Raw genomic sequence first — 12,762 nt, 5'->3', positions numbered from 1 at the left:
GAGCTGCTGATGGCAGCTGGCAAAGACGTAGCCGAAGACACAACCGCGGCTGTCAAAAAAGCCACCAACGACGTGACCGCAGCTGCCAAGAAAGCAACTGCTGCCAAGTAAGCAAACGCCGCGAGGCGCACCTACTCCTCCCAATCGGTGCTATCGCGCAGGGCAGGTCGAAAGACCTGCCCTTTCTTTGTTGGATGAGCGTCCTATCGGTACGCGTATTGACCACAGCGCGCCCTTGGTTGCGAAACGCCGTCCGGTGCAGTAAGCCACCTATTCAGTGTACACCGAGACCCATCCATGACCGCATCGTCAAACCCTGTTTTACAGCGCCAGTCGGCTTCAACAGGCCTTGTCACCAAGGCCGCGAGGCTGTCGGTCGCGCCAATGATGGATTGGACAGACCGGCATTGCCGATTTGTGCACCGACTGCTCAGCCAGCAGACACTTCTATACACGGAAATGGTAACCGCCCCGGCGTTGGTGCGAGGTGGCGCATTGCATTTGTTGGACTTCAGTTCGCAGGAACACCCCGTCGCGCTGCAATTGGGCGGTTCTGACTCAGAGGAGCTGTCGCAGGCGGCCCAGCTGGGCGCGCAAGCGGGATATGATGAGATCAACCTGAACTGCGGCTGTCCTTCGGATCGGGTGCAATCGGGTACATTCGGGGCCGTCCTGATGAAAGATCCCGCCCGTGTTGCTGATTGCGTTGCAGCGATGCGCGATGCTGTTGATGTCGAGGTGACGGTCAAATGCCGTATTGGGGTCGATGATCAGAATCCGGAACAGGTCCTGCCTGAATTTCTGCAAGCCATTCATGCGGCCGGATGCCGACGCGTAACAATTCACGCGCGCAAAGCATGGTTGCAAGGACTTAGCCCCAAGGAAAACAGGGATATCCCGCCCTTGGACTATGATCTTGTGCATCGGATGAAAGCGGGGTTCCCGGACCTGCACGTCTCGATCAATGGCGGAATCACGTCTCTGGAACAAGCAAAGACGCAACTGGACGCCGGGCTGGACGGTGTCATGATTGGCCGCGCGGCCTATCACCAACCCACGGATATTCTGGCCCAGGCGGATGCCATGATCTTCGGCAGCGGGCAGGTAGCTGATCCGATTGATGTCGTTCACAAAATGGTGCCCTATGTCGAAAACCACCTTGCCGAGGGCGGCCGCCTGCACCAGATCACGCGTCATATGCTGGGCCTGTTTGCCGGACGTCCCGGTGCGCGTGCGTGGAGGCGGGCTTTGTCCGAGGGTGCGGTTCACGATGGGGCAGGCCCCGAGGTGATGCTGCAGGCGCTGGACAGCATCGCGCCTTTGGCAGAGGTTTGACAGCTACAGGATACGGCCAGTTGGCCGGTTTGGGGGGATGATGCCCGAGACGATGTTACTGGCCCAGATGCTGGGCCTTTTGCTTGTAATCGGGGCGCTGGCCGGTGTCTTGGCTGGATTGCTGGGTGTCGGCGGCGGCATCGTTCTGGTGCCCGCGTTTTTCTATGCGTTCCAAACGCTTGGGTACGGCGGCCCGCAATTGATGCAGTTGTGTCTTGCGACCTCGCTGGCAACCATCATCATCACTTCAATGCGATCCGTCTTGGCGCATAACAAGAAGGGCGCGGTGGACTGGGATATCCTGCGCGGCTGGGGGCCAGGAATTGCAGTTGGGGCCATTGTCGGCGTGCTGGTCGCCTCGGCGCTACGAACCGAAGCGTTGCAGGCGTTGTTCGGAGTGTTGGGTATGGTCATCGGCGCTTATCTGGGCTTGGGCAAATCGGAATGGCGGCTTGGTGACGTGATGCCAAAAGGCGTGAAGCGGGCCGTTTTGTCGCCTTCGGTCGGGTTCCTTTCAGTTCTTATGGGCATTGGCGGCGGCAGCTTTGGCGTGCCGCTGATGAGCCTGTTCAACACACCCATCCACAGGGCGGTTGCAACGGCGGCCGGGTTTGGCGTGATCATCGCCGTGCCTTCAGTTCTAGGCTTTCTATTCTTGGACATAGCGCCTGAACACCGCCCGCCGTTCACAATTGGCGCTGTCAATTTGATAGCATTTGCAATTGTCGTGACCATGACCATGATCACCGCGCCGTGGGGTGTGAAACTGGCGCATGCGATGGATCCCAAACCATTGAAGCGCGTGTTCGCGGTGTTTCTGACGCTGGTCGCCTTGAACATGCTTCGCAAGGCGCTGGGGCTATGACCGTTTTTTGGGACAAGGGCTGGATCAGGTTTCCGCATGATCCGACACTTGCCAAATGGGGTGAACACGCTTTGCCTCGGGCCCGCGCCTCGGTCACAGATCCGGCCTATGCGGAATGGCTGGATTGCGAAGGCACGTGGTTCATCGGTGTGGATGCGCTGGATAACGATCCAGAGGGCAGGGTGGGGCAATCAGACCTTTTGTCAGGTCAGGCGATGGACTTTATCGCCGAACATTACGGGCGGTTGCCACTGCACAAGGGGCAAGTCTCGGTCGTTTATCCCGGTTATCCCCGCCCACGTAGTGGCGAAAACGAAGCCGCCAGCAGATACCGGCGGAACCGTGACGCGGCGCACGTGGACGGTTTGCGTCCGATGGGGCCGGATCGCCGACGACGGGTGGATGAGCCACACGCATGGATCCTCGGTATTCCATTAACCGAGGCCAGCGCGGATGCCGCACCGTTGGTTCTGTGGGAAGGCAGCCACAAGATTCTGGGGGTAGCCTTTCAGCGTGCCATGGAAGGCCAACCCGCGGACAGTCTGCACCAGATTGACATCACCGACATATATCAGACCGCCCGTCGTGAGGTGTTTGAAACCTGCCCCCGTATCGAACTGCCTGCAAAACCGGGTGAGGCCTATCTGCTGCATCGCCACTGCCTGCATGGTGTCGCACCCTGGGCCAAAGCGGCGACCGCCGGGCCGGATGGACGGATGATCGCCTATTTTCGTCCGGAATGCGCGGGGGGAGTAGCCGAGTGGATCGAATCCCCGTAACCTGTTGCCATTATTCAGGTTTGGAGGTTTTCGATGATTACGGTTCATACGCATTCTGAAGGGGCCCAGATTGAGGTCGAGCTGTCCGGCGAAGTGACAAGCAAAGATTACAGCGAGACATTGGTCCCCGCGATCGAAGCGGCGCTAGAGGCTCATGATGCCGTGCGTCTGTTAGCGATCGTGCAGCCAGAGTTCAAAGGCTATGATCTTGGGGCGGCGTGGTCCGATACCAAGCTGGGTCTGAGCCACTGGCGCGGGTTTGACCGTATCGCAGTTGCGGCCGATCAGGGTTGGGTACAGACCAGCATCCGTCTGGCCGCGCCGATCCTGCCATGCCCCGTTCAGGTGTTTGAACTTTCGGAACTTGAGGCCGCGCGCCGTTGGATGCGCGAGTCGCTGGGGGCCATCCATGTGACCGATTTGGGCGGGCCCTGCGTGCAGATCAGCCTGATGGGCAAACTGGATCCCGAAGAGTACCAACAGGCAGAGCGTGATCTGGATACCTTGCTGAGTTCAAAGAACGGGTTCCGTCTGTTGATTGACCTGCGCGAGTTTGACGGCTGGCAGGGGCTGACCGCACTAGCCGCGCATTTCCGCCTGGCCCGAGGGCATGTGGGAATGCTGGATCGCGCCGCCATAGTGGGGGACAAAGCGTGGCAGCATATGGCGCAGCGTGTCGCCAGTCACGTTCTGGGTGCCCGTACGCAGTTCTTCTCTTCTGAGGATTTCGAAAACGCAAAATCCTGGCTTGCAGCCGGGTAAGGCGGTGGCCGGCAGAGCTAAAGATTTCGTCTAGCTTTACCATTACGTAAGGTTAGATTTTCGGCTGTTTATTTTTTCTTGATCAGTCGGTCAAAAAAAGATTAAACGTGTTTTAGTCTTCCGTATGACCACTTCGGAAGAACTTAAATGCTGAAAGGCGCTGCTGTGGGTTGCCACTCACTTACGCATGTCTTCGAACTTGATCCCCCCTCGGAGTTCAGACCAACCCGCAGCAGCGCGAATTCAGCCTAAAAGCCAGAAGCGGATATCAGGATTTGTTCATGCGCGCGGCCCGTCCACCGCGCCGTTTGGCGAGGCGGGGTTTGCGCTCAGGCAGATCTTCCATGATTTCAGCGCGCTCAATGCTATCCATTTTCGACCAGCGCGTGATCTCATCAATGGTGCGATAACAGCCGGTGCAGATGCGCTCGGTCGGGTGCACGACGCATATCTGGATGCAAGGGCTTTCGACCTCGTTCCTTTTCCAGACCATGTTTGTCATCGGTATACCCCGTTGCCCTTAAAGAAAGCACAGCCTATCCAGCGCTCCTTGTAGAATATAGCCTGCCGCAACGTGATCGATAACCTGTCCGCGACGTTTTCGTGACGTATCCGCCTCAAGCAGTGCCTTTTCCGCCGCAACTGTGCTTAGCCGTTCGTCCCAGAAGCTGATTGAAACCTCGGTCAGACGTGACAGGTTTCGGGCAAAAGCGCGGGTCGATTGGCACCGGGGCCCTTCGGTGCCGTCCATGTTTTTGGGCAGGCCGAGTACGACACCACCAATCTCTCGGTCCGCGATGATGTCCAGCAATCGGGCCGAATCCAGGGTGAATTTCTTGCGTCGCACGGTCTCAAGCGGGCTGGCCACGCCGCGCATCCGGTCGGACACGGCCACGCCGATGGTCTTTTCGCCCAGATCCAGCCCCATCAAGGCGGTCATGGGGGACAATGCGGTGGCGAAGTCTTCGAACTCGTCGTAAATCATTGCGCAATACCTGCCTGAAGTGCGGCAGCGTCGATGATCTCCAGCGCATCGGCGTTTCCGGCAAAGACCGCCATGGCTTCGTTCCTGATGTCGATCGCGCGTTGTCCTTCGCCCAGAACGCCCAGTGCCGCGATCAGACGGGCCCAATCCTCGGGCGCTCCTCCTTCGGTGGCCAACCGGTCTGAAAGCTGATTAACCATGCCTCGGATCATCTCTTGTCGTTCTTCCGGGGTCAGCGCAGCGGCAGCCTCGACGTCATCCTGGCTGGGGCCGGGTCCTGCGGGGGCCGAAACCTCGGGCGCGTTGAACACCCCTGCGCGAAAGGCCAGCTCATCCAGTTGGGCCAGAATTGCGTCGACCCATGGCGCGCCGGCCGGTGCGTTGCGCAATGCGTCGGTCCAGATGCGATACCCGATGTCGGGGCGCCCGACCTGCACCATCATCTGGCCAAGGTAATACAGTGCCGGGCCATGTCGCGGATCGCGTTTTAACGCTTCGCGCAATGCAGCTTCGGCTTCGGGGGATACATATCCACCCGCCGACAAGATCATCATTTCGGCCAGATGCGAATAAGCGTCTGCAGGGACAGCGTCGCCAGACAATTCGATCACGCGCTGCTGGGCCTTGTAAGCGGCCGGAAAGTTGCCTGCGTTCGCTTCGTGTTGCGCCAAAAGAACATGGCCTTGCAGGTCATCGGGACGCGCTTCGACGGTTTCACGCAACTGCTCCAAAAGCGTTGCATAACTCTCTTCCAGCTGAGGCAAGGGCGCAGGTGTTGTAGTGGCCTCGAATTCAGCCTGGCTGGGGCGTTCCGCGCGCAAGGTTTCCGCTCGATCAATGCGCAGCGACAGAGGTTGGTCCGGTAGTCCCGCCGCACCCATCCGGTCGTACATCCAGGCCGCACCGCCGACCAGGATAAGACCCACGGCTGCGATAGCGGTGACCGAAGCCCAAAGTGGCGGTCCCGGTCGAGTCGACTGTGCCTGTATCTGTGCGTCTGCGGCCAGAATACGGCGTGAAATCTCGGTGCGTACACGCTCGGCATCTGCTTCCCCGATGACACCTCGGGCCAGATCCTTGTCCACGCCCGCCAATTGTTCGCGATAAACACGCAGGTCATAGGCCGCTGCGGGTTCGCGTGTGTCACGCGAGCGCAGGATAGAATAGCCCAGGAACACTGCAGTCACGGCAGCTGTTAGGATGATCAGGACCCAGAACGACATGGCTTCTCCGAAGTGGCTGTCCTGACTTAGACCTCTCGGCGGGCCGACAAAAGGGACAAATGGCCGCTGGCAGACTTCGTGTCGCAATAATGGGGCCTATGTCGCAATAGTGCGATATTACGGCGTTGAACGGCAGGGGCGCGCTGGCGTTACGCGGCATATCTTCGCGCAATCACCGAACCGGATGGATTCGCCTATGAAACACTATTCAGCCTTTGCTGTAGCGCGCGAAGCGCTGCGCTATCACACCGGATGGGAACGCGCCTGGCGTTCGCCCGAACCCAAGAAGAAATACGACGTGATCATCGTTGGTGCGGGCGGTCATGGTCTGGCCACAGCATATTATCTGGGTAAGAACTACGGCATCCAGAATGTCGCCGTGATCGAAAAAGGCTGGCTGGGAGGTGGTAACACCGGTCGGAACACGACTATCATCCGCTCGAACTACCTGCAGGACCCTTCGGCAGCGATCTACGAAAAAGCGCGTAGCCTGTACGAGGATCTGAGCCAGGAACTGAACTATAACATCATGTTCAGCCCCCGTGGCGTCATGATGCTGGCCCAGACTCAGCACGAAATTCGCGGATACCAGCGCACGGCGCATGCCAACGCATTGCAAGGTGTTCAGACCGAATGGATCACCCCCGAACGCGTCAAAGAGCTGGTGCCGATCATAAATATCGACGGCCCGCGCTATCCGGTTCTGGGCGCATTGTGGCAGGAACGCGGGGGCACCGCTCGTCACGACGCCGTGGCTTGGGGATATGCGCGCGCCTGTTCCGCAATGGGCATGGACATCATCCAGCAATGCGAGGTCAAAGGCGTCAGGTCTGAGAATGGCCGCGTTGTTGGCGTCGATACTACCAAAGGTTCGATTGACTGCGACAAGCTGGGTATGGTGGTTGCGGGCCATTCCGGTCAGCTGGCCGAGATGGCGGGATTCCGTTTGCCGCTTGAGGCGATTGCCCTGCAGGCGTTGGTGTCCGAGCCGATCAAGCCCTGCATGGACGTGGTGGTGATGGCCAACACCGTGCATGGTTACATGTCACAGTCCGACAAGGGTGAGATGGTGATTGGCGGCGGCACTGATGCCTTCAACAACTACACCCAGCGCGGCAGCTTCCATCATATCGAGGAAACCGTTCGGGCACTGGTCGAAACTTTCCCGATGATCTCGCGCCTGAAGATGCTGCGCCAGTGGGGCGGGATTGTGGACATGACCGGCGACCGGTCTCCGATCCTGTCAAAAACGCCTTTGGGCGGTTGCTTTATCAACTGTGGCTGGGGCACGGGTGGCTTCAAGTCGATCCCCGGATCTGGATGGGGCATGGCGCAGCTGATGGCCACAGGTCACTCACCGCTGACCGAAGCCTTTACGCTGGACCGCTTCAAAGAGGGCCGCTTCATCGACGAAAGCGTCGCCGCCGGGGTGGCGCACTAACACCCTGGCCCGAAGGTGCCACCTAATAGAATTCTGGTTGGCCACATTGCCAGCCGACCGCCAAAAGGATGACCATATGCTGATCCTGAACTGCCCGTATTGCGGCGTCGACGCCGAAGAATCTGAACTGTCCGCCGGAGGTGAGGCGCACCTGAAACGCTTCGGTCCCGGCTCGTCGGATGGCGAATTCCACGACTACCTGTTCATGCGTGAAAATCCCAAAGGCGTTCATTTCGAACGCTGGCGCCACAGCAACGGCTGCGGCAAGTGGTTCCACGCCGCTCGCTGCACACAAACGCTCGAAGTGTTCGGAACCTATTCCGCCCAGACCACCGAGCCGCCGAAAGAACTCAAGGACGCGATCACTGCAAAGCGCCCTGGCTGGACGTGGAGAGACTACGAATGATCCACGCTGCCATCCCTAATTCCGCCTGCGAAAGGTCAGCAACATGAGCACCCGTCTCGCAAAACAAGGCCGGCTGATTGACCGGTCGAAACAGGTCACCTTCACCTTCAACGGCACCTCGATGCAGGGGTACGAGGGCGACACGCTCGCCTCGGCCCTGTTGGCCAACGATCAGATGATGATGGGCCGGTCGTTCAAATACCACCGGCCGCGCGGTGTTGTCGCCAGCGGTGCAGAAGAGCCGAACGCCTTGGTTGGCCTGGGTCAGGGCAACCGGTTCGAGCCGAACCAGCGCGCCACAACGACCGAGCTGTTCAATGGTATGACCTCAATTTCACAGAACCACTGGCCGAACCTGGAATTCGACATCGGTGCCGTGAACACAGCGCTGGCGCGGTTCCTGCCGGCGGGCTTCTACTACAAGACGTTCATCCACCCCAAGCCATTCTGGAAACACGTCTACGAGCCGATCATCCGGCGGTCGGCCGGTCTGGGTAAAGCACCCGACAAGGACAACCGCGACGCAGATACTTATGAGCACTTCTACGCCTTCACCGACGTTCTGGTGATCGGTGGCGGTGTCGCCGGGTTGCAGGCGGCTAAGGCGGCGGCGGAGACCGGCGCCAAGGTTCTGCTGATCGAGCAAACCGCGCATTGGGGTGGGCGTGCTCCGGTCGATGGCGGGACGGTCAATGATGAGCCTGTGGATAAGTTCGTGGAACAATTGGTTTCCAAACTGGAAACAATGGGCAACGTAATCATGCGCAACCGCTGCATGGGCGCGGGCGTTTACGACCATGGTTATGTGCTGGGGTATGAGCGTCTGAACGACCATAAACCGGGCACACAAGGTCCACGTCATCGCCTGTGGCGGATCCGGGCCAAGCAGGTCGTCACTGCGACAGGCGCAATCGAACGCCCGCTGTCTTTTGCAGGCAATGATGTTCCGGGTGTCATGCTGGCCGCGGCCATGCGCGACTATGTGGTGAATTGGGGCGTCACCCCGGGCGAACGTGTAATCGTTGCGACCAACAATGACGACGCTTATCGCACGGCGATCATCCTCAAACAGGCAGGTGTTGATGTTCTGCGTGTGATCGATGCGCGCGCTGCAGCCGGACCGCTGGCAGAAGAGGCGCGACAGCTTGGCATCCGGGTCGACCCCGGCAAAGCCATTGCCAAAGTCAAAGGCGGCAAGCGCGTAAAAAAGGTCGAGATTTGCAATCAGGAAGGCATCGGTGGCGCTCGCGAAGAAGTTGAGTGTGACGCGGTTGCCATGTCGGGCGGCTGGTCTCCGGTTGTTCACATGTGGTCGCATTGCGGCGGCAAGTTGATTTGGGACGAGGCGCACGCGCATTTCCGCCCCGATCCGGCGCGGCCACCACTGGGCGCGAACGGCGAGGGATTTGTTGTGGCTGCTGGTGCGTCTAATGGCCCTCTGGCATTGGGCGATGTTCTGACGGACGCGCACGCTGCGGGCAAAGCCGCCGCCAAAGCAGCTGGCTTCAAGCCAAAGAACACCAAGGCTCCGGCTGGTGAGGCCACGCAAGAGGCCGCTATGCAAGCGGTCTGGCTGATGCCCGCCAACGCCGATGTGCAGCTGCGCATGAAATCGTGGCTGGACTTCCAGAACGACGTCAAGGTTTCGGACGTGCAGCTGGCTGCGCGCGAAGGCTATGAAAGCGTTGAACATACCAAGCGTTACACCACGCTGGGCATGGCGACCGATCAGGGTAAACTGAGCAACATCAACGGTCTGGCGATCCTTGCTGATGCATTGGATTCGGAAATCCCGAAGGTTGGCACCACCACCTTCCGCCCGCCCTATACCCCTATCTCGATGGGTGCGATTGGCGGCGAAGCGCGGGGTGAGGTGTTCCAGCCGATCCGCCAAACACCGATGCATGACTGGCACGATAAGAACGGCGCCGATTGGGAGCCGGTCGGTCACTGGCGCCGGACCTATGCCTATGTGCGACCCGGCGAATCTGTGCACGATGCGGTGAACCGCGAGGTGAAGAACACGCGTGATAATCTCGGTCTGCTGGATGCCTCGACGCTGGGCAAATTGATCGTCAAAGGCCCCGATGCCGGTAAATTCCTGGACATGATGTACACCAACATGATGTCCACGCTGAAGATCGGCAAATGCCGCTATGGCCTGATGTGCTCGGAAAACGGGTTCCTGATCGACGACGGCGTTGTCGCCCGCATCGACGAGGATACCTGGCTGTGTCACACAACCACCGGCGGAGCCGAACGCATCCATGCCCATATGGAAGAATGGCTGCAGACCGAGTGGTGGGACTGGAAGGTCTACGTCGCCAACGTGACCGAGCAATACGCTCAGGTGGCGGTTGTCGGCCCCAATGCCCGCAAGCTGCTTGAAAAGCTGGGCGGCATGGATGTCAGCGCTGAGGCGCTGCCATTCATGGAGTGGCGCGACGGGCAGATCGGTGGTTTCGATTGCCGGGTCTACCGGATTTCATTCTCAGGTGAACTGAGCTGCGAAATCTCGGTTCCGGCCAGCCAGGGGCAAGCCTTCTGGACCGCTCTGATGGAGGCAGGTAAGGAATTCGGAGTGATGCCGTACGGCACCGAATGTCTACACATCCTGCGGGCCGAGAAGGGCTTTATCATGATCGGGGACGAGACCGACGGCACCGTGATCCCGCAAGATCTGGGGCTGCACTGGGCGCTTTCGAAAAAGAAAGAGGACTACCTTGGCAAACGTGCCCATTCGCGCAGCCACATGGCCGATCCGGACCGCTGGAAACTTGTTGGTCTTGAGACTGTGGATGGTTCTGTCATCCCTGACGGAGCTTACGCAGTCGGCGAGGGCGTCAACGCCAATGGTCAGCGCAACATGATCGGGCGCGTGACCTCGACCTACTACTCGGCCAATCTGGGTAAGGGCATCGCCATGGGTCTGATCAAGCACGGTCCCGACCGCATGGGCGAAATCGTCGAGTTCCCGGGTACCGATGGCAAAACCTACAAAGCTAAGATCGTGGACCCGATCTTTTTCGATAAGGACGGGGAGAAGCAGAATGTCTGAACCCATCAGCGCACTGAACCACGCAAGCTATGATGGCATCGCCCAGGTCCGGGAATGTGGCCTGCAGGGCATGATTACCTTGCGCGGCGACCTGTCCGACAAAGTGTTGGCCAAGGCCGTCAAGGACGCAACGGGTCAGAAAATGCCCGGTCAGCGCGAAGCCTTGGTCGACGGTGAGTCCGGCGTCTGCTGGATGTCCACTGATGAATTGCTGGTACTTGTTCCTTACGCCGAAGTTGAGGCCAAACTGGCGGCCATGACCAACGCGCTAAGCGGTACACACGCGTTGGCCGTCAACGTCTCGGACGCCCGCGCCGTGTTCAGTATCTCGGGCAGCAATGCGCGAGAGGTGCTGGGCAAGCTTGCCCCGGTCGAGCTGTCGACTGAGGCATTTCAACCGGGTCAGATCCGCCGCTCGCGCCTGGCGCAGGTGGCAGGGGCGTTCTGGATGGATGACGCCGAAACCTTCCGCGTTGTCTGTTTCCGGTCGGCCGCAGACTACGTGTTCAAGCTGCTTAAAGTTGCGGCGCAGCCCGGTAGCGAAGTCGGGGTTTACTGACTTATCAAACATTGAAAAAGCTCTGAGTACTCAGAGCTTTTTCGGCTTACTTCGTTGTCACGCCACACTTACCGAATGTTTTAGGAGGGTTCGCTATCCAGCGCTGAACAAAAACACCCCGCAAATTGATGGTGTTCTGCTTGGTGTCAATTCTGGCAAAGTAGTCGATCCAGAAATTCTGACCGTTTGTCGCCTGCGGTTTTTCTTGCTAACTTATGCGAAAATTCCCTTTTCTATCTACTCTAAGCTTACATGATGCAATACCGCCACTTCTCGTTGTGTTAGATACGTGTTTGGAACCTGATTCAATATTGAAGACATACTGCGGCGCAATCCATCCGCTACTATCTTGATTGTCGAGACTACAAGTATATGCCACGGGAGCCGCAATTGCCGAGTGCGCGGAAACGATCATCGCAGCAATCGCCGTAAGCGAAGCTTTCATTTTGTTATCCTTCAAACTATTCCGTGGGCGCACTTCAACAAGCTCACGCTTGGGTTGCAAGTGGGGGAAACACCGACTTCGACAGGCCTCCGCATTCTAGCCAGTAAACAAAACCGTACGGTACCGTGTCATTTCCGTTGGACTGAGGGCTTTCTGAACATCCAGCGGGCGTCCGGTTTCGTCAGTAATTTCAGAATAAAAGGAGAGACTGCTCAGCAGGTTTAAGGTCCGCTGGTGTCTGTCCTCTTCGGGCAAAAGCGGTGAGTGGAGTGAGAGGTAAAGAGTAGGTCGCGTCCGTTTCAACCAGGGCAGGATCGTTGGCAGTACAAAAAACTCAGCCCCCTCAATATCCATCTTGACCAGAGAGACACCCGACAGGTCATTCGCGGCCTCGAACTGGTCCCATGCGATCGTCAAGGCATCGTTGCCATGCGTTCCGTCATGCAAAAGTGAGCTGGTGGAATCCCCCGGCTCGCCGCGCACCGACGCCATGCGGGCCACTCCGAACTGATCCGACAACGCAACGCCAAACGCCGAAACGTTGTGGATGTTGTTCAGGTCGAGGTTCCAGGCCAGATGCCGAAAGGCCGTTGGGTCCGGTTCGAAACACCAGACGTGCCGCGCTTGGCGGGCACCGTACAGGACCGTGGGGCCGATCCACGCGCCGATGTCCAGATAATCCCGATCTGCCGACAGATACTTGTCGAGCACCGCGAAGGTTTCAGGCTCCCACTTACCATCGGATGCCTTGCGCCAAAATTTCGAATGATAAGGGTCCAGACGAAACGGCTCGCCATTCAGCTGGCCCGCATAGTATCCGCGGGCGCGGTAAAATATCTTGCGTGCCTGTGTAAGCATCGCCTGCCTCCGGGTTTTCTTGTCTCGGCTCTTGACCTGCGGCGGC

Annotated in this window: 12 protein-coding genes and 1 pseudogene; 9 read left to right on the top strand and 4 right to left on the bottom strand. The window is 58.7% G+C overall.

From position 1 onward, the window contains the following. The 5 genes and pseudogenes from QMP16_RS05745 to QMP16_RS05725 form a co-directional block, all read left to right on the top strand. Positions 1-111: pseudogene (locus tag QMP16_RS05745) on the top strand (phasin, PhaP); the annotation flags it as partial. Between the two features lie 186 nt (positions 112-297). After that, on the top strand, positions 298-1,335 hold the full coding sequence (dusA, locus tag QMP16_RS05740; protein WP_282151561.1) for a tRNA dihydrouridine(20/20a) synthase DusA: 1,038 nt from the start codon (positions 298-300) through the stop codon (positions 1,333-1,335). 40 nt (positions 1,336-1,375) lie between these two features. Next, the gene (locus tag QMP16_RS05735) at positions 1,376-2,200 is read left to right on the top strand and encodes a sulfite exporter TauE/SafE family protein (RefSeq protein ID WP_282151560.1); all 825 of its coding nucleotides are present in this window, start codon (positions 1,376-1,378) and stop codon (positions 2,198-2,200) included. Next, entirely contained in the window at positions 2,197-2,979 is a 783-nt protein-coding gene (locus QMP16_RS05730; RefSeq protein ID WP_282151559.1) for a hypothetical protein, read from the top strand. The genes QMP16_RS05735 and QMP16_RS05730 overlap by 4 nt, the downstream gene beginning before the upstream one ends. 33 nt (positions 2,980-3,012) lie before the next feature. After that, positions 3,013-3,741, top strand: a complete 729-nt coding sequence (locus QMP16_RS05725; RefSeq protein ID WP_282151558.1) for an STAS/SEC14 domain-containing protein — start codon at positions 3,013-3,015, stop codon at positions 3,739-3,741. Between the two features lie 268 nt (positions 3,742-4,009). Here the strand turns inward: QMP16_RS05725 and QMP16_RS05720 are convergent, their stop codons facing one another. From QMP16_RS05720 to ccmI, 3 genes are read right to left on the bottom strand one after another with little or no spacing between them, the layout of a single operon-like run. Continuing rightward, the gene (locus QMP16_RS05720) at positions 4,010-4,243 is read right to left on the bottom strand and encodes a DUF1289 domain-containing protein (RefSeq protein ID WP_282151557.1); all 234 of its coding nucleotides are present in this window, start codon (positions 4,241-4,243) and stop codon (positions 4,010-4,012) included. A gap of 18 nt (positions 4,244-4,261) precedes the next feature. Then, a complete protein-coding gene (gene ruvX / locus QMP16_RS05715; protein WP_282151556.1) occupies positions 4,262-4,726 on the bottom strand; it encodes a Holliday junction resolvase RuvX in 465 nt (154 codons plus the stop codon). Further along, positions 4,723-5,949, bottom strand: a complete 1,227-nt coding sequence (gene ccmI, locus QMP16_RS05710; protein ID WP_282151555.1) for a c-type cytochrome biogenesis protein CcmI — start codon at positions 5,947-5,949, stop codon at positions 4,723-4,725. Before ccmI ends, ruvX begins: the two co-directional genes overlap by 4 nt. 196 nt (positions 5,950-6,145) lie before the next feature. On the opposite strand from ccmI, the gene QMP16_RS05705 reads away from it, so the two are divergent. From QMP16_RS05705 to QMP16_RS05690, 4 genes are all read left to right on the top strand, one after another. Beyond that, positions 6,146-7,390 carry a sarcosine oxidase subunit beta family protein gene (locus QMP16_RS05705; RefSeq protein WP_108860433.1) on the top strand — a complete coding sequence of 415 codons (1,245 nt, stop codon included), beginning with the start codon at positions 6,146-6,148 and terminating at the stop codon, positions 7,388-7,390. Positions 7,391-7,466: 76 nt separating this feature from the next. Then, positions 7,467-7,796, top strand: coding sequence for a sarcosine oxidase subunit delta (locus tag QMP16_RS05700; protein ID WP_282151554.1), 330 nt, complete (start codon positions 7,467-7,469; stop codon positions 7,794-7,796). Positions 7,797-7,839: 43 nt separating this feature from the next. After that, positions 7,840-10,854, top strand: coding sequence for a sarcosine oxidase subunit alpha family protein (locus QMP16_RS05695; protein ID WP_282151553.1), 3,015 nt, complete (start codon positions 7,840-7,842; stop codon positions 10,852-10,854). Next, positions 10,847-11,413, top strand: coding sequence for a sarcosine oxidase subunit gamma (locus QMP16_RS05690; protein ID WP_282151552.1), 567 nt, complete (start codon positions 10,847-10,849; stop codon positions 11,411-11,413). Before QMP16_RS05695 ends, QMP16_RS05690 begins: the two co-directional genes overlap by 8 nt. A gap of 541 nt (positions 11,414-11,954) precedes the next feature. On the opposite strand, the gene QMP16_RS05685 is transcribed toward QMP16_RS05690, so the two are convergent. Then, positions 11,955-12,716, bottom strand: coding sequence for an FkbM family methyltransferase (locus QMP16_RS05685; protein WP_282151551.1), 762 nt, complete (start codon positions 12,714-12,716; stop codon positions 11,955-11,957). Between the last annotated feature and the right edge of the window lie 46 nt (positions 12,717-12,762).

The organism is Ruegeria atlantica (genome assembly GCF_947495585.1).
Lineage (GTDB): Bacteria > Pseudomonadota > Alphaproteobacteria > Rhodobacterales > Rhodobacteraceae > Ruegeria > Ruegeria atlantica_G.
Note: the sequence above shows the minus strand (reverse complement) of the source record. Positions and strands in the feature narration are given on the sequence as shown.